We start from the raw sequence: 22,451 nt of genomic DNA on the forward strand, positions 1-22,451 counted from the left end.
ATGTTCTTTGTGTAGATCATGTTTTTGCATGGTAGCGCCTCTTGAAATATAATGATCATCTGCTTTTAATCCAGAGTAAGCACACGAATTATCAAAATAATTATTATAATTTTTAGCAGTCCTTTTATCTCTATATACCCTTAACCTATCCTTGTTTTCCTTTGTCCATTTCTTAAACTTTCCATTAATCCTTCTGTTTTCGAACTAATTCTTTTTCTTATTTTTTCTTGAGAATCGTGTTTCCTTACGCTTTCTAAATGCTTGTCATAGTTCGTTATACGCCACTCCAAACCTGTGACAGTTATAGTCTCACGGTTTATTCTAAGTATGTTCTTTTCGACTCCCTGCCCAATCCCCATTACTACATTTGCTTCAGACTTTGTGATGAATCATAACGTAATTGGTGCGATCAGCGGCTTCAAGTGCCTTACGCAGCTCTTTTGCCTCTCGTTTCTTTGCTTCCTTTTCAGGGTTCGCTTTAAATAGGCCCATTTTATGTAATCTCCTTCGGATTCATTTTTTAATTAGCAGTGTTATTATACTTTGTTTAATTGCAGTTCTGTGTAATATTTAATTTCACCATGCTTTTCTAACTTTACTGTATACCAGTTATTACTATAGGCATAAACCTTTCCTTTACCATCTGGCGTTGTAACATTTTCACCAACTACATATCGATTCACGTTTACACCCTCCAATTTTGTTAAGAAGCCATTAATATTTAACTATTATTTTGAGTAAATAATCGTTATATTATAGAATATTTTCATTATTTCACCACATGAATAGTTCGAGAGTATGTAAGTTTGGTTTCAGATGGAATAGAATATAAAACAACAAAAAGACAGCTAATTCTAAACAATAGAGTTAGCTGTCTTTTTGAATAATTATATATCCATACTAGCCAGAGGACTATGTAGTTGATATTTCCCAATCTCTTCGTCTGAAAAATCAAGATATGCATTTTGAGTAACCTCCACTGAGGAATGACCTAATATTCTACAAAGACTCAATTCCCCTTTAACTCTTTTAAGTAAACCTTTAATTTTCACAGGCATTTTCAGAATCGCATTCATTTAATCAGTATTTTTTAAGCTCAAAAATAGTTGCCTCTGATAACAAGATAAGCCTATCGTTATTAACAACAAAAAAACTTAAAGGTATTCCAAGGTTTGTAGAAGGGTCACTTACATTTATTACTTTTACTACATCATTTATATTTATGTCTGGGATATCTATTTTATATAATCTATAAAAAGAGTCAGAGTTATAACATGTCGCTGTAATCTCATATAATGGGTTTTTTAGTTCATATTGATAAACACTATAGTTTTTAAGTCCTTTTGATGAAAAAAAGTCTTTTTTGATGATAATTTCATCTCCAATAAATTTTTGCCCTGTTGGATATTCAGAAGCATCATTATATGAATTTGCAAATCCTAAAAGCTTCTCAACTTTCCAAGTTCCATAGAAATCTTTTTCAGTTTCACTATTCAAATTTATACTATCTTGAGCACAATATACGGATGTGTTTTTTGGAATAATAGACTCATCCGTTTCAGATATGGGCTCACTAGAAGTATTTGGCTTTGATGTCACTTCAACATTTGCACAAGCCGATGCTAGCATCAACATTATCATAATACAAACCAATAATATTTTTTTCATATTTCACACTCCCACTATTTTTCCAAGTTCATATGTCTCCTTTTAGATAAAATATTTGTTTTATCAGATGCTAAATTGTTCCATTAGATAATCTCTATAATCAACTCTATTGAAGAAAGTTAACTGTTCATCTGCTTCTAATTCATTTTGCACAAGATGTTTTATAAGATATTCCCTGTGAAGTACAGTACAACATAAAATTATCAATCTGAAATTGAAAATCAGTCATAAACAAACACTCCTCCATTGGATTTACCGAACCCAATAAAGGAGTGAAATTTATACATATACAAAAAGAAGATTATAGGCAAGATCGTTTCAGCCTAAACACCTACCAGCAACCCACAACCCCTTACCACGCACTGCCCCTAACCCTTTCAACTAACCTTATGCTCAATCCTCAGCTTGTCTGCTACCATGGCAATAAATTCTGAGTTAGTAGGCTTAGATTTGGAGATATTAATGGTGTAGCCGAATAAATGGCTGATGGAGTCGATGTTGCCACGGGTCCAAGCCACTTCAATCGCATGGCGAATGGCACGTTCAACGCGTGAAGGCGTGGTCTTGAATTTCTCTGCTATGGCTGGATAGAGTGTTTTTGTAATCGCACCAAGGATCTCGATATTGTTATATACCATGGTGATCGCTTCGCGCAGGTACTGGTAGCCCTTAATATGTGCTGGAACACCGATCTCGTGGATGATCGAGGTAATGTTAGCATCAAGATTCTTGCCCTTCGTAAGCGGCACTACATTCGATCTGGACGTCGACGAATAGTTGTACATGTTAGAGGATGAGCTCATGCTGCCTTGGACCCCTACAAGCTGACGTACACGATTTGCCAGGACCTCCATATCGAACGGTTTCAAAATATAATAGGATGCACCAAGCTGTACAGCTCTTTGAGTGATGTTCTCCTGACCAAAAGCGGTCAGCATGATGATCTTCGGTTGAGGATTCAGATCCATATCACGCAGACGTTCCAAGACACCCAGACCGTCTAAATGCGGCATGATGATATCAAGAATAAGGACATCGGGAACTTTGCGTGCTTCGCTTAGCATTTGAAGCACTTCTTCACCATTGTAGGCGATACCCGTTACCGTCATATCTTCTTGTTCAGAAATGTATTCGGAAAGCAAATTCGTAAACTCCCTGTTATCATCGGCCAACAACACTTCAATATTCTGCACTGGCTGCTTCCTCCTTAATTATATCTGCTATTCGAAAATAACATTTTTTTCTTGTCTCTTAACATTTTCGACATGGAGATTGAATTCCCTTCTGTCGAAAATTATTTTTCTTTATTTTTTTTCTGGCATGGATTATAATTAAATATTTTATTTCAAAGTTCGATGATCTTCGTAATCCTTCGACAAAAAAATCTTAAGGCTAAACCGCCTTAAGATTTAATGGATACCTATTCTCCTGTAGGGTTACACCAGAATCCTTAAGCATCCATTCGATGAAGCAACCGTAGCCGGACTTAGGATCATTTACAAACACATGAGTTACAGCGCCGATAAGCCGTCCATTTTGAACGATTGGACTTCCGCTCATCCCCTGAACGATACCACCTGTCTTATCGATCAGTCGCGGATCTGTGATACGAATGACCATACCCTTTGTCGCCGGCGTCTGCTGATGTGCCACATGAATGATCTCAACCTTAAATCGTTCTACCTGCTGCCCATCTACAACGGTAAGAATTTCAGCTGGACCTTCCTTGACTTGATTGCTCATTGCCACAGGAATAGGTTCTTTATAAAGACTATGCTCGGGATTACGACTCATTTTACCGAAGATGCCAAAATCTGTGTTACTCTCCACGTTACCAAGCACTTGGCTTTCTTTTAAGAAATGGGCTCGTTTCTCACCAGGATCGCCATCCTGGCTTTTAGAAATCGAAGTTACACTGGACTGAACAATATGACCGCTGCCAACAACAATTGGTGTTCCTGTATTCATGTCCGTAATCACATGTCCTAAAGCTCCATAAACCCCCTGTTTCGGGGCATAAAAAGTTAACGTGCCGACACCCGCTGCAGAATCTCGAATGTACAGGCCTAACCTCCAGACTTTGTCATTAATATCATACGCGGGTTTCAGCTTGGCTGTATGCTCTTTCCCAGCGCGTTTAAAGACAATCGTCAGAGAATTATTCGCTTTTCCAGCACGATCCACAAGCTTGGCCACCTTAGATAACTCGTCCAACTTCTCTCCATCAATGGAGATCATCAAATCACCTGGCACCAAACCGCTGACCTCACCTGGGGAAAGCTTGGATTTCTCGGATACTTCAATCAGATGATGTCCAACAACCAGAACACCTGCTGATTTCACCTTTACTCCGATCGTTTGACCTCCCGGGATCACCTTCAGTTCCGGTTTCATTCCATGCGCAGTCACCTTGGCAGGTTCACTGTTCAGTGGTGCGGCAAAACTTTGGTGGGTTCCCGTTATGCCCGATAAACTAAGAAAGAAGGCAAATAAAAGGCCTGGCATTAACTTCCTGAGGTTAGGCTTCAATGGCTGTCACGCTCCCTTTTGCTTCTTTCGCTTGACGAAAAAGGTGGTCGCCAATTGCGTACCTATAAGATAACCTTGCCCCCAGGCTTTTATTACTGTCAATCATTGTTCCGCTTAGCTTGTTGCAGCCTTACTTGCCTCGGCCAAATTAAGCATTTCCTGCGAATGGTGCAATGTTTTTTCGGTAATTTCCACCCCACCCAGCATTCGGGCCAGCTCCATTACACGTCCATCATTCGAGAGTGATTCCACTTCTGTCATGGTTCTTCCGTCCTCAACCTTTTTGCGGATTAAGTACTGATGATCAGCCATACAAGCCACCTGCGGTAAGTGCGTAATGGAGAACACCTGACAAGTGGAGGACAGCTTATACAGTTTATCTGCAATGGATTGAGCAGCCCGACCACTCACACCGGTATCTACCTCATCAAAAATCAGAACTGGAATCGCATCATGACGCGCAAAAATACTCTTCATTGCCAACATAATTCGCGACAACTCACCACCCGAGGCAATTTTGCCAAGAGGTCTTAACGGCTCGCCAGGGTTAGGGGAAATCATAAATTCCGCACTGTCGATCCCTTGTCTTGTAAGACGAATACGCCGACCCTTATAATCAACTCCACGTGGGTCCTCCAACGTGTCTAATTTAACCTGTAGCGAAGTTCTTTCCATCTGAAGATCTTTAAGCTCACTCTCCACTTGCGTGGCTAAATCAGACGCACACAGCTTCCGTGCTTCACTTAATTCAGTAGCTGCTTCCATCAATACAGACAGCAATGCATCGCGTTTGGTCGTCAGTTTCTCCAGATATTCATCTTTATTCTCAAGCAGATCGGTTTCCCGATGGATTTGTTCATAATAAGCCAAGATCTGTTCTACACTTTCTCCGTATTTACGGCGGAGGCCGGTAATTAAATCGAGACGATTCTCGATTTCTTCGAGTCGCTGTGGATTGAATTCGATCTCTTCTCGGTAATCACGAAGCTGAAATGCAGCATCCTCTAGTTGATAATAAGAAGATTGCAGCTGCTCAAGCACGGATTTAAGACCCTTTTCATCATAACGAACCGCATCCTCGAGTCTGGAAATGACATTACCTATGGATTCTAAGCCTTGTCTATCGTAGAGAAGCTCATATGCACCGGATACGGAATCCATCATTTTCTCACTGTGGGATAGTTTGACCCGTTCTTCGGCAAGTAATTCATCTTCTCCCGGTTTTAATGCTGCAGATGAAATTTCTTCTAACTGAAAACGGTACAAATCAAGCATTTGATAAGCCTTTTGGCTGGATTCCTGCAGCTCTCGGAGCTCTTTCTCCACTTTTGCAAAGGCTGAATACTTTTCCTGATATACCGCTTTTAGCGGCCCGATAATGGGTTCTCCGTATGTATCTAAAAGTCCCAAATGTCGTTCTGCCTTCAATAAGTTTTGGTGTTCATGCTGTCCATGAATATTAACCAGCTGCTCGCCAATTTCACGTAGCATAGTAAGATTGACCATCTGTCCGTTTACTCGTGATGTACTTTTACCCTGAGAGGTGAGCTCACGGCGTATTATAAGATGCTCCTCACGCTGAGCCTCAATGCCAAGACGCTCTAAAGTATCCCAGACGGGATGACCGCTTGGGAGGCTGAAGAGCGCTTCCATCTCTGCTTTTTCACAACCGTAACGAATAGAATCCGCGGAGCCGCGCCCTCCGACAATCAGTCCAAGCGCATCAATAATAATGGATTTACCTGCCCCAGTCTCCCCTGTGAGCACATGGAAGCCAGGATAAAAATGCACATCTACCGCCTCAACGACGGCTAGATTGCGGATAGACAAGGTTTCTAACACTAATAGAGCACCTCCGAGAAGATGATAAGAATTTAATAGAATGAAATTAATACTTTCTTATAATTTAAGAAATGTAACCCATGATTTGTGAAATTACAGTCTTACTGTCCTCAGGCTGGCGGCAAATAATTAGAATGGTATCATCACCAGAGATGGTACCCATAATTTGTGGCCAGTCAATATTATCAATCAAAGCAGCGACTGAGTTAGCCGTCCCCGGTAAGCATTTCATCACCACAAGATTAGCCGATGAATCGATCTGCACAAAATTATCCACCAAAACGCGCTTCAGCTTCTGTATTGGATTGTACCGTTGGTCAGTTGGAAGCGAATATTTGTATCTTCCATCATCCATAGGCACCTTGATGAGCAATAGCTCTTTAATGTCTCGAGATACTGTAGCTTGGGTAACCTGGAAACCAGATTCACGCAAGGCTTCTACCAGCTCGTCCTGTGTCTCGATATCCTTTTGCGTAATAATCTCACGTATCTTAATATGTCGTTGACCCTTCATTGTTGCCTCCTAAAAGTTTTGTAAGCGACACTTCCAGATTAGCAGCGACAAAACTACATCGGAAGCATGGACTTAGTTTTGTAAGCGATGCTCCCCGAATTGCTTCGGCAAAACTACTTCGGAAGCATACACCTAGTTAAATATGGACTCAGTTTGATTCTCCGTCATCTCTGCCAAGCTTAATCACTTGAATAGATCCCGCTGCAGTATTAACATACAAAACTCCGCTACATTCCGGATAAATCAGCAAGTACGGAAGCAAGGTATCTCGTAAGCCACTGCCTGTGAAATCCAAAGGTTTGCGTGGTCTAGAAAGGATAACCAAATATATTGATCCTTCCTCTTTAGTCGCCACATAATCTATAAATAACCGGCTATACATCTGCGCCCCGTTTACGTTGAAGGACAACGGGATTTTGAGCTTCCCTCCAACGACCTCGTACCCTTCATCCTCTAGTATGTCTATAGACGGGTGAGGAATAATCACTTTATTAAACGGGATCTGATCCTTCATGAAAGAACGCGGAGAACTTTGCAGCCACATATATATCCGATAAATTATAAAAATCGATAATGCTACTCCAATAAACGCCATGACGACCTTGTCAGAGCTACCCGCCACTATCAATCACCTCGGTGATTTATTCGCGTGAAGCCATGCCAATTCCTTCTTCTAAGCTGCCTTTTTAGAAGCTTTCCGAATAATTGTTATTTTCCATATGGAAAAAGAAACTCACCGGCGCGATGAGTTTCCATGAGTCGAATTTACATTAAAAGTACCCGTAGCCTGCTTAATCACTTCATCCGCTAGGGATGGAAAATCCTCCACTGGAATAACTGATGATACAGCATCTGAAGGCTGTAATGTACCTTCTTCAGCTTCCGCCAATTCAGGCGTTAGTCTCCAGTGAGCAAGAAACTCAATATTGCCTTCCCCGCCTGTAATCGGTGAAAAGGTTAATCCCTGCAGCTGGTAACCCAGCTCTGCCGCCATGGTCAGTACATTAATTAATACCTCTTTATGAACAGCAGAATCACGAATTACACCTGATTTACCAACCTTCTCCCGTCCTGCCTCAAACTGTGGCTTGATCAGCGCAGCAATATCCGCCGGGCGCTTAAGCAAAGCTTTGAGCGGTGGAAGAATTATTTTTAAGGAGATAAATGAAACATCAATACTCGCAAAATCTGGAATCGGACCCACCAAATCTGGAGGCGTCATATATCGGAAATTCGTTCGTTCCATCACACTAACGCGTTCATCATTACGCAGCGACCAATCCAGCTGATTATAGCCAACATCAATCGCGTACACATGGCTTACTCCATTCTGAAGTGCACAATCCGTAAAGCCTCCAGTAGAAGCACCGATGTCCAGCATGGTCCGTCCCGTAAGATCAATATTAAATTGGCGTAGAGCCTTCTCCAGCTTTAGGCCCCCACGACTGACATATGGATGCACAGAGCCTTTAACCTTAAGGGTGGCCTCCCGTGACACCTTCATACCAGCCTTTTCAATGCGTTCTTCATCCGCGAGCACCAGTCCTGCCATAATGGCTGCTTTAGCCTTCTCACGGCTTTCATAAAAACCTTGCTCAACAAGTAGTACATCTATCCGTTCTTTACGGTGTTCCATGGTCATCTCCCGATCGTTCAAAGGGTTGCTAATTTCCGGCTTCCATTTAGGAAGACGAAGTTGTTTTGTAGTTATAAGCACTCAAAGCCATCATGGACTTGATACGTGCACATAGCGCTTCTACAGTAAGACCTGTTTCCTGGCGCTGTTCTTTAATAGAGCCGTGCTCCACAAAGATGTCAGGTACACCCATCAGATGTACACGAGCGTCATAAATTTCATTCTCTGCGTAGAATTCTAATACCGAGCTGCCGAGGCTTCCCGCTTGGCAAGCCTCTTCAATAACAACCATGTTGGTTCCAGCGTGAGCCAAATCAAGCAGCATGGAGTTGTCGAGTGGCTTCAGGAACCGCGCATTTACGACGCCTACCTGAATCCCTTCCCGCTTGAGTAAATCAGCGGCTTCTTCAGCCACTTGAACCATAGGTCCACAGGCTACAACAGCATAACCTTCGCCTGTACGCAGTCGTTCCCATGATCCGATTGGAATAGTACGCAGCTCAGGATCCATTGCTACACCTGTACCGTTAATACGCGGATAGCGATAAGCAATCGGACCGTCATTATATTCAAGCGCCGTCTTCATCATATGACGCAGCTCATTTTCGTCTTTTGGCATCATCATCACCATATTCGGAATATGGCGCATAAAAGCAACATCGTACACACCCTGATGAGTCTCACCATCCGCACCTACAAACCCCGCGCGGTCAATGGCGAACATAACATTCGCGTTATGTCGGCAAATATCATGAACGATCTGATCATAGGCACGCTGCATGAAGGTAGAATACACCGCATATACCGGCTTCATCCCTTCCATAGCCAAAGCTGCACACAGAGTAGCCGCATGCTGCTCCGCAATCCCGACATCAATCATACGATCCGGAAATTCCTTAGCAAAAGGAAACAAGCCCGAACCTCCTGGCATCGCAGGTGTAACTGCAATCAGACGGGAATCTTCCCGACCCAGTTCGATCAGCGTCTCGCCAAATACTTCTGTGTACATTGGAGGACCCACAGCTTTAAGCGCCTGACCCGACTCAATTTTGTATGGGGAAATGGCATGTGATTTATAGAAATCGGTCTCAGCGGGTTTGTAGCCCTTACCTTTAGTTGTTAATACATGTACCAACACAGGTCCAGCCACGTTATCTGCTTGGTGGAAGGTGTCAATCATCTTCTCCAGATCATGTCCGTCTACAGGACCGAGATACGTAAAGCCGAGCTCTTCAAACAATACTCCAGGTACCATCATATATTTGAGACTATTTTTTAACTGTTCAGCAGTCTTTGCTAATCGTCCTCCGATGGCCGGAATCTTCTTAAGCAGCCCCTCTACTTCATCTTTGGCACGCAAATAGTGGCGATCTGAACGTATTTTACTTAGATAATTATGCATCGCCCCTACATTAGGAGCAATTGACATTTCATTATCGTTCAAAATAACCATCAGCTTACGCTTCTCATGGCCAATATGGTTAAGTGCTTCAAACGCCATTCCACCAGTAAGAGCACCGTCACCAATCACAGCAATAACCTTATTGTCTTCACCCTTGAGATCGCGAGCCATCGCCATCCCCATTGCTGCCGATAATGAGGTACTGCTATGTCCAGCTTCCCATACATCATGCTCACTTTCGGAGCGCTTAACGAAGCCGCACAAGCCCTGATATTTACGCAGGGTATCGAAGCGGTCTTGACGACCAGTCAGGATCTTGTGAACATAAGCCTGGTGCCCAACGTCGTAAATCATTTTGTCACGAGGGCTGTTATAACAATAATGCAAAGCCAAAGTGAGCTCCACGACTCCTAGATTGGATCCGAGGTGCCCCCCAGTTGCTGTAAGCTTCTCAATCAGAAATCGACGAATTTCCTCCGCTAAGGTAGTTAATTCATCGACTGACAATGATTTTAGTTGCTTAGGATCATTTATTTGTGGAAGCAGCACGTATAGTTCCCCGCTTTCCTAGATGTTGTAAATTATATAAAACCCATTATAACACAAACGAAACGGCTGTCGAAATACAGCCGTTTCGAAAGTTCATAATTAGTGATCACGTGCCATTAAGTAATCTGCAATTTCCAGCAGGCGCTGGCTGTCATGAAAACCACCGTTCAGAACAGCATTTCGGGCTGTTTCTGTAAGCTGCTTCACTTCTTCTCGCGATGCTTCGAGGCCGATAAAATAAGGATAGGTTACTTTATGCTGCTTAACATCACTGCCTGTTTTTTTGCCAAGTTTACCTTCGTCTCCAATCAAATCCAGAATGTCATCCTGGATTTGAAAAGCGAGTCCAATGGCTGTTCCAAATTTATGCAAAGCCTCAAGCTGCTGCTCGTTAGCACCTGCAATACGACCGCCAGCTAGTAGCGAAAAGATAATCAAATCTCCTGTCTTATGCAGATGAATGTACTTTAGCTGTGCAAGATCGGTTAGACCCTGCTCGCCTTCCATATCTGCAATCTGACCGCCAACCATACCACGAGGGCCTGCCATTTCCGCCAAATCCTCCACGATGGATAGTACACTTTCCGCAGGGACGCCAAATTTACGCGAGGCTTGTACCACACTGTAGAAAGCATGGGTCAGAAGGGCATCACCCGCAAGAATAGCGGTCGCTTCCCCGAAGACTTTATGATTCGTCAGCTTCCCGCGCCGATAATCATCATTATCCATGGCAGGCAAATCATCATGAACTAACGAGTAGGTATGTACCATCTCTATAGCAGCAGCGACAGGCAGGGCAGCCTCTCGATTTCCTCCTAGTGCTTCACATGCGATAATCACCAGCAGTGGCCGGAGGCGTTTGCCCCCAGCCATAAGTGAATATTTCATGGCTTGCTGCAAATTCTCTGGAACCATCCATTGTGTGGGGAGAATAACCTCTAGTTCATGTGAGACTAGATCGCTTAAGGACGCGATGTAATCCTCCAGTGGCTGACGCACTGTTTCTCCTTCAGAGTTTCTCTCAAGCTCATGCTCAAAGCGAGTCATCGGCGTCCCCTTCCAGACGTGCACCAAACGGCTTCTTACGCAGTTCTCCGTCCTCTAGGGTAATCATTTCGATCTTACGCTCTACCTGCTCAAGCTTGCTGCCGCAAAGCTGAGATAACTTCATACCTTGCTGAAATAAATCGATGGCCTTCTCCAGGGGAACGTCGCCGTGTTCAAGCTCACGTACGATTTCCTCCAGCCGGTCCATGGCGCCTTCAAAATCAAGTTCCGCTTCCTTCGTCATCGTCTTTGCCATCCTCCTTCATTCCCCATACCTGGCAGTTCAGCTGTCCGTCATTCATCTTTATCACTACAAGATCGCCAAGCTGTACTTCGGTCAGCGATTTGATTAAATGTTCTTCCGCTTCGTCATAGACTAAGCTGTAGCCTCTCGACATAACTTTAAGAGGGCTCAGTGCATCCAGATGACGAATCTCCGCTACATAGCGAGCTCGCTTCTCCTGCAGGCGGGCCTGCATAGCACCCATCAGCTCACGGCGCATGCTTTCGGTGCGCTGACGCGCAGCGGCAACACTGCCGTGCGGATGGAACCGCTGCAGACTATGATGCAGCACAGCTTTGCGCTCGCGGGAACGGCTGAGCCGTGCATCCGCTGAGCGCTGGAGCCGCTCACGCAGCTGATCCAGCCGCTGCGTGTGCTGCATCAGCGAGCGGCGCGGGCCTGCCAGCGCCAGCGAGCGTTCCAGCCCCGCGTGACGCTCGCGTCCGCGCTGGGCGCGTCTTTGCAGCGCTTGGCGGAGCCGCTGCTGTTGCTGGCGAAGCTGCGCAGCTAGTTCGCCGGCGTGTGGCACGGCCAGCTCCGCGGCCGCTGTGGGCGTAGCCGCGCGGAGGTCGGCGGCGAAATCGGCAATCGTAAAATCGGTCTCGTGGCCAACGGCCGAGATGACCGGAATCCTTGATGCCGATATCGCTCGCGCGACTTCCTCCTCGTTAAACGCCCACAGCTCCTCGAGCGAACCGCCGCCGCGGCCGACGATAAGCACGTCGGCCTCACCCATGCGGTTCAGCGCTCCAATCGCCTTCACGATCGATGGCGCGGCGCCTTTGCCTTGCACCAGTACGGGATAGATTACAATAGCCACCTGCGGAAACCGCCGCTGGAGTGTAATCACGATATCCCGCACAGCTGCCCCCGTTGGCGAAGTAATCACGCCAATGCACTTTGGAAAGCGAGGCAAAGGGCGTTTACGTGCTTCTGCAAACAGCCCCTCTTGCTCAAGCTTGCTCTTCAGCTGCTCATAGGCTAAATATAGACTACCAATTCCATCCGGCTGCATGTGTGTGGCATAGAACTGGTACTGCCCGTCCCGTTCATATACGGTCACATTACCTCTAGCAATTACCCGAGCACCTTCCTTCGGAATAAAGGGTAGGCGCTGGTTATGAGAAGCAAACATAATCGCCTTGATCCGACTGCTCTCATCCTTTAGCGTGAAATACATATGACCGCTACCATGATGCGTAAAGTTGGAAATCTCTCCGCGAATCCATACATCCGAAAGTAAATTATCCGAGTCTAGCTTCATGCGGATGTAACGGTTGAGTTCTTTTATCGAATAGACCTGCCGCTCTGCCGCCATGAATTCCTACCCCTATTCCAAGCCGTGACGGCGTTTAGCCGCAATCAGCGTATTGCTCATCAGCATTGTAATCGTCATCGGTCCAACCCCACCCGGAACAGGTGTGATGTATCCGGCAACTTCTTTTGCACTATCATAATCAACGTCACCCGCAAGCTTACCGTTATCCAGACGGTTCATACCCACATCAATGACAACAGCACCCGGCTTCACGTACGAAGCGTCAATGAAATTCGCGCGTCCGATCGCAACAACCAGAATATCTGCTTGACGGCTAATCTCTTGCATATTAGCTGTACGGGAATGGCACATCGTCACAGTAGCATTCTCACGTTGCAATAACAAAGACACTGGCTTACCTACAATATTACTGCGGCCAATGACCACAGCATGTTTACCAGCCATTCCTGTTCCTGTACGTTTGATTAGTTCAATTACACCTGCAGGTGTACAAGGAAGCAGACTGTCAGCACCAATCACTAGGTTACCTACATTTACAGGGTGGAAGCCGTCAACGTCTTTCTCCACGGAGATCGCATCAATAACAGCTTTTTCCTCAATATGCTTAGGCAATGGAAGTTGAACTAGAATCCCATCAATATCATCGCGTCCATTAAGCTGCGCTACGAGAGCCAGCAATTCTTCTTGAGTAGTAGACTCATCCAGTTTATGCACTTCCGAATGGAAACCAAGGCTGATACAAGATTTTTCCTTGTTGCGAACATAAACTTGTGATCCTGGATCTTCACCTACTAGAATTACTGCCAGACCGGGCTTCACGCCACGTTTCGCCAGTTCAGCAACCTCCTGGGCAATACCAATACGAATTTCCTCAGATACTTGTTTACCACTGATGATTGCTGCTGTCATGATAGTCTCTCCCCTTTTATATACTTTACTATTGTACAAGCATAAACGCCTTCGGCGTCCTTATGTGGACGGTAAGCGTTTATGCGAGAAATATAAAACATAAAGAATAGGTGAATAACTTATACTTGCTTATATTTTTAATAATTAAGAATGGTCAGCTTTAATTGTATCTATCTCTTGGATCATCTTACCAAGCACACCGTTTACAAACTTACCGGAATCATCCGTTCCAAAATGCTTGGCCAAATCTATAGCCTCATTCACAGCAACCTTAGCCGGAACATCATTCGCGAACACCATTTCATACGCCGCAAGACGTAAAATTTGACGATCCACACGTGACAGACGGCTCATTTGCCAGCCTTTCAAGTAATGTTCAAGCATATCGTCAATTGCAACCTTGTGCTCCCACACACCGTTTACATGCTCCACCACATAGTGCTTAAGCTGAATTTCGTCCGTAATTACACGCTCTGTTTCATTCTCCTCTGAAGCTTCCTCCAGCAGCATTTCCACAGCTTCCGCGCTCTCTACATCGTTCATTTCCATCTGATACAGGCTTTGGACAATAATCTCTCTCGCTATACGTCTTTTCATGTGTTCCTCCTAAAATCTTATATCGCATTAACATCTTTACTCAAACTTCTATAACGTCGGGCAACCATAAATATAACTTCACACCTCAAGTGTGATAATAATTCAGACTTTAATCACATCGCCTATAATTATTTTAAGCCCAAATCCTTCGAATTCTATCCCTAATCCTTAGAGGATTATTGTCCGATGTCCGTTAAAGATATCTTTCACAATTAAAAAAACCGCAAAGTCTTTCTTCCAGGGGCATTGGACAACACAAACTTACGGCTTCCTGCTCCGGGAAAAAGACTATCGCGGTTCACTTGAAGGGACGCCAGCGTCCGGATAGACGCGTAATCAGCTCCTGCCACTGAAACAGGGGAGCCTCTGCGTTATCCTTTCTTTTGCCGAACGTATATCCGATGAACACTACCAGTGCAAAGAACAACATATCCCAAAAACCGCAAATTAAATATATCAAACCTAGACCAATGCCGAAAGTCACTCCGGCGATTCTACCCCCGTGACTTTCCCATACTTCTTTCCAAGACATAAGGGAAATTCACCTCTATTCCACTCGACTTTTGAAGCTTGGAGACTGCGTGAGGTTAGCAATGTATACAGACACATCAGCAACCGGAATACCGGTTGTCTCCTGCACAAAATCATGCACCTGACGTTGCACTTCTGTGGTTAGTAGCGGCAATGAATGTTCACCATCCACTACTGCGCGAATTGTAATTTCAAGGCCCGCCTGAGAAACGCGAATACGCGATTTGAGATCTCTGATTCCCTTCACTTTACCGGCAGCCTTCAGACTCAGATTCTCAATGGTCTCCACTGAAATCTGGATATCCCCATACTCTGTACGCTGATCAACAGAAGGTAAAGAAGCGCGATCACGACGCAAAGAGATGTAGAAAAATCGGATGCTCAGAAGGAACAAGACAACTGCTACTACAATTGCAGTAATATAAGCTGCTGGTCCATTCTCAATCTCCAAAGTTTTAGGAATAGCACCGCTCAAGAGGAGGATGGCAATAACAGATAATATTCCGATACTTAAGCTGTAGACAAACAGCAAAAGTCTGTCCAAAATTTTTGCCACGAGTCTCATAACCTCCTTAAATTAGAGTAAACCCTCGACTTTACTGTCGGGGGTTTATGGAAGAACGACGACTGTTATTTCACGCGAAGAACCGTTTCAGCTTCCTCGTTCTTGTCTACAGTGTTGTTGTTCTTGAATTGTACATCATGAATATGCACATTCACTTCCACAACAGTCAGACCAGTCATAGTCTCGATGGAACGCTTAACATTACGCTGAATTTCAGCAGCCACTTCAGGAAGACGGTTACCATATTCAATGATTACAGAAACATCCACTGCAGCTTCGCGTTGTCCAACCTCTACTTTAACTCCTTTAGACAAGTTCTTACGTCCGAGAAGCTCAACAATACCACCGGCGAAACCACCGCTCATGCCAGCTACACCTTTAACCTCAACGGTCGCTAAACCTGCGATCACCTCGATCACTTCAGGAGCAATCTGGATCTCACCGATTTCTGTCCGTTCGTATTCTGTCGGCAATGTACTCATTTTAGACTTCACACCTTTCAACAAAGATTCTCATAAATTCAAGCGTAAAGCACGTCTCTTATTAAACATACTATATCATTTGACGAACTTTATGACAAACAAAGCGAAGTCGTCCTAAATTTCATACTCTTCCAGAAACTTGATGTCAAAATTACCATCCAGAAATACAGGATGCTCCAACAGTTTTTGATGGAAAGGGATCGTAGTATGGATTCCCTCCACGGCAAATTCAGCCAAGGCGCGCTTCATCTTTGCAATCGCTTCCTGACGTGTGGGTGCCCATACAATCAGCTTTGCAATCATAGAATCATAGAAAGGGGAAATCGTATAACCAGGGTACGCCGCACTGTCTACACGAACACCGAGACCTCCAGGCGGCAAATAAAAGCCGATTTTACCTGGTGAAGGCATAAAATTACGTTCTGGATCTTCCGCATTGATACGGCATTCAATCGACCAGCCATTAATCACGATATCTTCCTGTGTAAATGACAAAGGATTTCCTTCTGCAACCGAAATCATTTCCTTGATCAAATCCACACCCGTAACCATTTCCGTTACCGGATGCTCTACCTGAATACGAGTATTCATCTCCATGAAGTAGAACTGTCCATCCGGTCCAAGCAAGAATTCAAGCGTTCCCGCTCCCGAATAATTCACAGCGAGTGCTGCACGAACTGCTGCATTCCCCATCGCTTCACGGATATCCGGTGTAAGTACAGAACAAGGTGCCTCTTCAATCAGCTTTTGGCGACGACGCTGTACGGAACAGTCGCGTTCACCTAAATGCACTACATTACCATGCTTATCTGCAATAATTTGAATTTCTACGTGCTTCATACCTGTAAGGTACTTTTCCAAATATACACCAGCGTTGCCGAACGCCTTCTGCGCTTCCTGTTGTGCAGCAGTAATCTGCTTCACCAATGATTCCTCGTCCTCAGCAATCCGAATGCCCTTACCCCCGCCACCTGCGGTAGCCTTAATGATAATCGGGTATCCGATATCACGACCCAGCATGACGGCTTCCTCAACATCACCTACAAGGCCATCTGAGCCCGGGATGATCGGAACTCCAGCCAGCTTCATGGTTTCCTTCGCCACAGCTTTATCACCCATACGGTTGATTGCATCTGGAGATGGCCCAATGAAGATAATATTGCAAGATTCACAAATTTCTGCAAAATCTGCATTCTCAGCTAAAAATCCATAACCAGGATGGATGGCATCACATTCTGTTAAGGTGGCTACACTCATAATATTTGTAAAGTTCAGATAGCTGTCCTTGGACGGCATCGGACCGATGCAGTAAGCTTCATCAGCCAACCGGACATGCAGTGAATCCCGGTCGGGTTCCGAATAGACCGCGACGGTGGAAATGCCCAGTTCTCGGCAGGCCCTAATAATGCGGACCGCGATTTCGCCGCGGTTGGCAATCAACACTTTTTGAATGTTCATGCGTTTCCTCCCAAAGTTTTGCGAAGCTTCCGCTCCATAAGTAATCTGCGGTATTTATTCCGGTTTAACCAAGAATAGTGGTTGACCGTATTCTACAAGCTGACCATTCTCGGCCAGTACGGACACGATTTCACCTTTAATCTCCGCTTCCAGCTCATTCATCAGCTTCATCGCTTCGATAATGCATACCGTTGTTTTCTCACCAACACGGTCTCCAACATTAACGAACGATGGCATTTCCGGAGAAGCGGCACTATAAAATGTTCCCACCATTGGAGATACAATTTTATGTAGTTTGCCTTCTGCGACGGCTTGTGGCTGCTGCGCTGGAGGAACCTCACTGATTACTGGATAGGACACTTGCTGCACGCTCTGCGGCTGCGGGGCAGGCGTAAAGGGATAGGCATTATAAGGAGTCGCCAGTACTGCTGTTCCATCAGCTTCAGGGCGATCCGGTTTGCGAATTGCAAGCTTCATTCCTTCGCTTTCGATCTCCAACTCATGTACAGAGGAGGTCTGGTCCAGCAATTTAATTAATTCCTTAATTTCGCTCAACTTGAACATACATTAGTTCACTCCTTCAGCTTTCTCTCGAAGCCACTTCTTAAGCGGACAAGATAACTTTATGTATTATATCATAAACGCTAGAAATGGAAAGAGCCCGGGAGAACCCGAGCTCTTTCGTCATTTTTCCTATAATTTCACGTCTTATTATTTCTCGGAAACGTATTGAACACTAACTTTATCCTGAGACACACTCAGTTCCTTCATTACGAGATCAACGATGCTAACCGCTTGTTTTACATCCAGCTTGTCACTCAGTACGACTACTTTATAGCTGTCCCCAGCTTCTTCCTTCACGATGGCTTCCCCATATTTTTGTTGAAGCTGTTCTTCGATGCCCGTAATTTTAGATTCTTTTTCTTCAAGGTTAAGGAGCTGTTCTTGAGCAACTGCGTTATCAGCAGGCGTCTTCTCCATATCGTTAATCAAAGCGAGTAAGTCTTGTTGGCTCTTTAGATTCTTTTGCTCACGTTCATACAGGTAGTTAGTGAACATGCTGCTCGCCGATACACTTTGTGAAGCTACTTCATCCAGGATTTCTTTATCATTCTTAGCAGGGGTTTTGGATGTTGTAGTAGCCGCTGTATCCTTAGCTGCCGTATCCTTAGTTGCTGTATCCTTAGCTGCTGTGTCCTTAGCTGCTGTGTCCTTAGCTGCCGTGTCCTTAGCTGCCGTGTCAGAAGTTTTACTGGAGTCTTTTGCAGCAGTGTCCGTCGAAGCTTTCTCAGAGTTACCGCTGTCTGCTGCAGCTTTACTGCTATCATCCTTAACCGCTGTAGTTGCACTGTCATCAGTAGTTGCAGTAGCTGCACTATCGTCAGTGGCTGTAGCGTTATCTACAACGCCTCCATCAGCAACAACATCTCCTTGATTGACCACTTCGTTCACAACGATTCCTTTGTCGCCAACCGTTGGTAATGCTGCGTTTGCTGTATCTTTTTTCAAGGAGTCTACCTGCATAGTTCCTGCTGTGTCTTTTGGAACCGATGCACCTGAATCTTCAGTAAATAAATAGTATGCCGAGAGTACAACCATCAAACTGAGCATAGAAACCAACCATATTGTTTGTCTTTTGCCGTTCATTCTTAATTCCTCCTAAAATTTAATCTAGTGGCTGCTTCGGAAGCACTCACTTCTTGACTTTCTCCTGCTACTCTTGTTTGCGTGGTACTACTGAAATGCGCTGAATTGGGACATTCAAGCCTTTTTCGATAGCCTGCTCGATAAGTCCACGAACGACTTTGTTCTCTGCACCTTTGGCAACTACCAGTACGCCGCGTACCTGAGGCTTAATCCGCTTCGTCACAATAGGTGTTTCATCACCCGATTGCGAGTAGGTTACGATTTCGCCATCCCTCGTATATTGTGTCGTGTGACGTTTTCCACCACTGGCATCCGTCTCCTCACTAAGCTGCTGGGAGTCGTTCATATTTCGCACCACGACAATTTCTTCCGTGGATTCCACAGTGACCATGATATCAACGGTACCGACACCAACGATTTTTTCCAAAATCTCCTTCGTCCGGTTCTCCAGTGTCTGTTCAATACTCTCGAACGAGTTAGTAGCTCCAGGATCACTCTGTACCAGCGCCGTTTGGGAGGACTGATTCAGCGGTGGCTCACGCCCCGTATTCTCGTTATCAATCTTCTTCACATTGACGAAGGAATTAAACAGCATAATTGCTGCGCCCAGCAGACCCAGAATGATTAGCCAGCGAAAAGTATGACTTCTCTTCGGACTGCCAGCCCCACCCCCAGCCCATTGCTCCAGCTTTTTCAGCCAATTGCCCACTCCTATCCCTCCTAACATTGATAGTTTAGAAGCTACAGACTCATAACTTGACGTTATTCACAACGCCGCCATCCACTTGGATTACTTCGGGATCCAAATCCCATTTTTGTTCCAACAGCTTTACGATGGACTCCGTTTCACTTGAAGTCGTGTTATTTTCTGTTACATTTCCGTTCACTGCTTTGGGCTCATCTGCAGAAGCTGATCCATTCTCTGGATTCGTACCGATCTTTACTTCTACAGGCTCTACAGGAGCGATTGCAATCGGCGGAGCAGCGGCTGCGCTGGAATTACCGGAAGCCCCTATGGAATTAGCTGTTGCTTGGGACATTGAGACCTTCACTGCAGAAATGACAGGAATATCTTCATTACCGGAGCCGCCGGATTTCCCCATGCCGAGCGTTACAGTGACATTAACCCCGCGTTTGCCGGTCTCGCTGATGATCTGCTCCCTCATTTGCTCAGCAACCTCTTCTGCGGCCAGCTTTAGGCTTTGATCCTGTCGCCCTTGTGCAAGCTTTTGACCATCTGCCAGAATCTTTTCCAAAGAGGGATCTCCACTTCCCCCTCCTGTGAATAAGCCTCCCTCTTTCTCCTGACGCCCCATGGCTATACTCAGCTCGGCTATTGCGTCACCTTTAAGGAGAGAAACGATCGGGCTAAGCATGGTAAGTAAGATCAGGAGGCTCAGCACCAGCCTTGCATAACGCTCCATGGATTTGCTTGGGAGCAGTAATTCAACGAATGATGCTAGCAGCACGACAAGTATGATCTCTCGTAGCCAATCGCCCAACCAGCTCATCGTTTCCCTCCTAAAAGTTTTGTTAGCATAGCCTTCAGAGAATTTCTTCGTACAAAACTAGCTTCGTAAGCACCCGCTAAGTTTTGTTAGCATAGCCTTCAAGCTCACCTCATCATGACGGTTAAATTGCCAGCGGTTAGCATGATCGTGACGGCCATAAAAAACATTAACGATACAGCTGCCAAAGCAGCGAATACGTACACCATGCTTTTTCCGATGGTCTGGAGGCAGACCACAATCGGCGTCTCTCCTAATGGCTGCATTACAGCAGCAGCTACATTGTAGATCAGAGCAAGCACCAGAATTTTGATCGCCGGAAAAGCGCAAAGGAACAAAATGATGATCACTCCCGATAGCCCAATAGCGTTCTTCACCAGGAGTGAAGCTGAGATCACTGTGTCTGTTGCATCTGCGAACATTTTTCCGATGACCGGAACAAAGTTGCCTGTAATATATTTAGCGGCCCGGATCGTAACACCATCTGTCACTGAACTCGTAATTCCCCTGACTGAAATCACACCGAGGAACACAGTGAGCAGTACTCCTAGTAATCCGGCTCCGATATTTCTTAGCAGATTCGCCAACTGGGTCAGCTTGTATTTCTCCGACAATGCACTTACGAGATGCAGCACCGCCGAGAAGAATAATAGTGGAAAGACAATGGTGTGGATCAGTGTGCCAACGGTATGAATCATAAAAACAATTAGTGGATGTGTGACCGAGACGGTAACAATGTTCCCCATGGAAGCTAGTAACGCGAACAGTAGCGGAATCATGGCCATCATAAAATCAATCATCCGGTCGATAGCATCCTTCGCATAACCTATAGCGATATTGAAGCTGTTCACGGCAATAACGAGCACTACCATATAACAGAGCGTATAAGCCACCTTGCTGACCGTTTTTCGCTCAAAAGCGGTTTGTAGCGTCTCCAGTATCATGCTGAGCACACTGACCATGACAATCGTGACCAGCAGCCTTCCGTTGTACAGCACCTCATGCCACATAAATCCAAGAAGCCCGGATAATACACCTTGTAAGCTGAGTCCCTTATCCCCTGGAAGCAGCATGTCCATAAGTGATGGTGTTGCCCCGTCTGGAAAAAAACCTCCGTAATCCTTCATCAGTTGATCCCAGTACGACTCCACCTTATCTGTTGGCAGATTGTTCACCTGACCCTTGACCCACTGGTCTACTGGGAAGGCGTTCCCCGATCCAGGCGCTGGAGTTGCTGGAGAAGCTATGGCCACCTGAGCTGTACCTGCAAACCATAGAATGAAGAAGCATGGGAGCAGCAGCAGTATTATTTTTAATTTTGGAGGACGAAAAACACTGCACTTTTGCATAACTTCTCCTCCCTAATCGTTGCTTAGCTTCCTTCAATTGCTTTAAGCAGGTAGCAGCTTCATGACCGTTTCAATAATGATGCTGATAATGGGTACAGCTAGTACCATAATGAGGACTTTTCCGGCGAGCTCTATTTTGGAAGCAATCGATTCCTGCCCTGCATCACGCACAATCTGTGCTCCAAATTCAGCGATATATGAAATTCCGATGATTTTGAACACGGTCTTCAAATAGATCATTTCCATCCCCGATGACTCTGCCACCCGCTCCAGTGTGGAAAGTATCATTCCAATCTTGCCGATTAGAAACAGGAAGATCAGAATCCCTGTGGCAGTAGCGAGAAGAAAGGCAAACATCGGTTTTTGTTCCTTCAGCACGAGAATCAATATGGTCGATATCAGCCCTATTCCAACAACTTGAATGATCTCCATAGCACGCCTATTGAAAAAGAAAGATCGTTTTTATTTCCTGCAACAGTCCATCCAGCATTCGAATAACCATAAATAGCACGACGACGAACCCGATCACGGTAACCCAATGTGCGAAATCTTCTTTTCCCATCTGTTTAAGCACCGTGTGTATCATGGCGATAATTATGCCAATGCCGGCAATTTGAAAAATCGCATTGACTTCAATATTCATTCCTGGCACCTCG

At 45.1% G+C, this 22,451-nt stretch carries 25 protein-coding genes and 1 pseudogene; all 26 read right to left on the reverse strand.

The features are described 5' to 3' along the window. Positions 1-536 precede the first annotated feature (536 nt). Positions 537-683, reverse strand: coding sequence for a hypothetical protein (locus MKY19_RS21750; protein WP_339266295.1), 147 nt, complete (start codon positions 681-683; stop codon positions 537-539). 204 nt (positions 684-887) lie between these two features. Beyond that, positions 888-1,019: pseudogene (locus MKY19_RS21755) on the reverse strand (site-specific integrase); the annotation flags it as partial. 61 nt (positions 1,020-1,080) lie between these two features. Then, complete coding sequence (locus MKY19_RS21760) at positions 1,081-1,668, reverse strand: hypothetical protein (RefSeq protein WP_339797621.1); 588 nt, start codon at positions 1,666-1,668, stop codon at positions 1,081-1,083. A 377-nt stretch (positions 1,669-2,045) separates the two neighbouring features. Beyond that, positions 2,046-2,861 (reverse strand): sporulation transcription factor Spo0A, encoded by an 816-nt coding sequence (gene spo0A, locus MKY19_RS21765; RefSeq protein WP_042129795.1) that lies wholly within the window; start codon positions 2,859-2,861, stop codon positions 2,046-2,048. 199 nt (positions 2,862-3,060) lie between these two features. After that, positions 3,061-4,197 (reverse strand): SpoIVB peptidase, encoded by a 1,137-nt coding sequence (spoIVB, locus tag MKY19_RS21770; protein ID WP_076284487.1) that lies wholly within the window; start codon positions 4,195-4,197, stop codon positions 3,061-3,063. A gap of 114 nt (positions 4,198-4,311) precedes the next feature. Continuing rightward, a complete protein-coding gene (gene recN, locus MKY19_RS21775) occupies positions 4,312-6,039 on the reverse strand; it encodes a DNA repair protein RecN (RefSeq protein ID WP_339797626.1) in 1,728 nt (575 codons plus the stop codon). Positions 6,040-6,103: 64 nt separating this feature from the next. Further along, a complete protein-coding gene (argR, locus tag MKY19_RS21780) occupies positions 6,104-6,553 on the reverse strand; it encodes a transcriptional regulator ArgR (protein WP_042190440.1) in 450 nt (149 codons plus the stop codon). A 148-nt stretch (positions 6,554-6,701) separates the two neighbouring features. Further along, complete coding sequence (locus MKY19_RS21785; protein WP_339797629.1) at positions 6,702-7,148, reverse strand: hypothetical protein; 447 nt, start codon at positions 7,146-7,148, stop codon at positions 6,702-6,704. Between the two features lie 138 nt (positions 7,149-7,286). After that, entirely contained in the window at positions 7,287-8,189 is a 903-nt protein-coding gene (locus MKY19_RS21790; protein ID WP_042190442.1) for a TlyA family RNA methyltransferase, read from the reverse strand. Positions 8,190-8,235: 46 nt separating this feature from the next. Further along, the gene (dxs, locus tag MKY19_RS21795) at positions 8,236-10,140 is read right to left on the reverse strand and encodes a 1-deoxy-D-xylulose-5-phosphate synthase (protein WP_076284485.1); all 1,905 of its coding nucleotides are present in this window, start codon (positions 10,138-10,140) and stop codon (positions 8,236-8,238) included. Positions 10,141-10,239: 99 nt separating this feature from the next. Next, a complete protein-coding gene (locus MKY19_RS21800) occupies positions 10,240-11,187 on the reverse strand; it encodes a polyprenyl synthetase family protein (RefSeq protein ID WP_339797633.1) in 948 nt (315 codons plus the stop codon). Further along, positions 11,174-11,431 (reverse strand): exodeoxyribonuclease VII small subunit, encoded by a 258-nt coding sequence (gene xseB / locus MKY19_RS21805; RefSeq protein ID WP_042129807.1) that lies wholly within the window; start codon positions 11,429-11,431, stop codon positions 11,174-11,176. Before xseB ends, MKY19_RS21800 begins: the two co-directional genes overlap by 14 nt. Next, the gene (xseA, locus tag MKY19_RS21810) at positions 11,409-12,788 is read right to left on the reverse strand and encodes an exodeoxyribonuclease VII large subunit (protein ID WP_042190449.1); all 1,380 of its coding nucleotides are present in this window, start codon (positions 12,786-12,788) and stop codon (positions 11,409-11,411) included. Before xseA ends, xseB begins: the two co-directional genes overlap by 23 nt. A gap of 12 nt (positions 12,789-12,800) precedes the next feature. Continuing rightward, a complete protein-coding gene (gene folD, locus MKY19_RS21815) occupies positions 12,801-13,658 on the reverse strand; it encodes a bifunctional methylenetetrahydrofolate dehydrogenase/methenyltetrahydrofolate cyclohydrolase FolD (RefSeq protein ID WP_042129810.1) in 858 nt (285 codons plus the stop codon). Between the two features lie 144 nt (positions 13,659-13,802). Further along, the gene (nusB, locus tag MKY19_RS21820; protein ID WP_042190451.1) at positions 13,803-14,255 is read right to left on the reverse strand and encodes a transcription antitermination factor NusB; all 453 of its coding nucleotides are present in this window, start codon (positions 14,253-14,255) and stop codon (positions 13,803-13,805) included. 298 nt (positions 14,256-14,553) lie between these two features. Then, positions 14,554-14,787 (reverse strand): DUF2273 domain-containing protein, encoded by a 234-nt coding sequence (locus MKY19_RS21825; protein ID WP_042190453.1) that lies wholly within the window; start codon positions 14,785-14,787, stop codon positions 14,554-14,556. Positions 14,788-14,802: 15 nt separating this feature from the next. Further along, complete coding sequence (gene amaP, locus MKY19_RS21830) at positions 14,803-15,342, reverse strand: alkaline shock response membrane anchor protein AmaP (protein ID WP_042129814.1); 540 nt, start codon at positions 15,340-15,342, stop codon at positions 14,803-14,805. 74 nt (positions 15,343-15,416) lie between these two features. Next, complete coding sequence (locus tag MKY19_RS21835) at positions 15,417-15,833, reverse strand: Asp23/Gls24 family envelope stress response protein (protein WP_042132343.1); 417 nt, start codon at positions 15,831-15,833, stop codon at positions 15,417-15,419. A 114-nt stretch (positions 15,834-15,947) separates the two neighbouring features. After that, positions 15,948-17,291, reverse strand: a complete 1,344-nt coding sequence (gene accC / locus MKY19_RS21840) for an acetyl-CoA carboxylase biotin carboxylase subunit (RefSeq protein ID WP_042190455.1) — start codon at positions 17,289-17,291, stop codon at positions 15,948-15,950. Between the two features lie 54 nt (positions 17,292-17,345). Next, complete coding sequence (gene accB / locus MKY19_RS21845; RefSeq protein WP_149646747.1) at positions 17,346-17,855, reverse strand: acetyl-CoA carboxylase biotin carboxyl carrier protein; 510 nt, start codon at positions 17,853-17,855, stop codon at positions 17,346-17,348. A gap of 147 nt (positions 17,856-18,002) precedes the next feature. Beyond that, on the reverse strand, positions 18,003-18,938 hold the full coding sequence (locus tag MKY19_RS21850) for a SpoIIIAH-like family protein (RefSeq protein ID WP_339797639.1): 936 nt from the start codon (positions 18,936-18,938) through the stop codon (positions 18,003-18,005). 67 nt (positions 18,939-19,005) lie between these two features. Further along, the gene (gene spoIIIAG / locus MKY19_RS21855; protein WP_042190462.1) at positions 19,006-19,647 is read right to left on the reverse strand and encodes a stage III sporulation protein AG; all 642 of its coding nucleotides are present in this window, start codon (positions 19,645-19,647) and stop codon (positions 19,006-19,008) included. Between the two features lie 40 nt (positions 19,648-19,687). Next, complete coding sequence (gene spoIIIAF, locus MKY19_RS21860) at positions 19,688-20,449, reverse strand: stage III sporulation protein AF (RefSeq protein ID WP_339266310.1); 762 nt, start codon at positions 20,447-20,449, stop codon at positions 19,688-19,690. A 104-nt stretch (positions 20,450-20,553) separates the two neighbouring features. Further along, positions 20,554-21,795, reverse strand: a complete 1,242-nt coding sequence (gene spoIIIAE, locus MKY19_RS21865; protein WP_339797641.1) for a stage III sporulation protein AE — start codon at positions 21,793-21,795, stop codon at positions 20,554-20,556. A 42-nt stretch (positions 21,796-21,837) separates the two neighbouring features. Next, the gene (gene spoIIIAD / locus MKY19_RS21870) at positions 21,838-22,227 is read right to left on the reverse strand and encodes a stage III sporulation protein AD (protein ID WP_042129828.1); all 390 of its coding nucleotides are present in this window, start codon (positions 22,225-22,227) and stop codon (positions 21,838-21,840) included. A gap of 7 nt (positions 22,228-22,234) precedes the next feature. Beyond that, complete coding sequence (gene spoIIIAC, locus MKY19_RS21875; RefSeq protein ID WP_036682849.1) at positions 22,235-22,438, reverse strand: stage III sporulation protein AC; 204 nt, start codon at positions 22,436-22,438, stop codon at positions 22,235-22,237. Between the last annotated feature and the right edge of the window lie 13 nt (positions 22,439-22,451).

Source organism: Paenibacillus sp. FSL R5-0744, from assembly GCF_037972555.1.
Taxonomy (GTDB): Bacteria; Bacillota; Bacilli; order Paenibacillales; family Paenibacillaceae; genus Paenibacillus_AQ.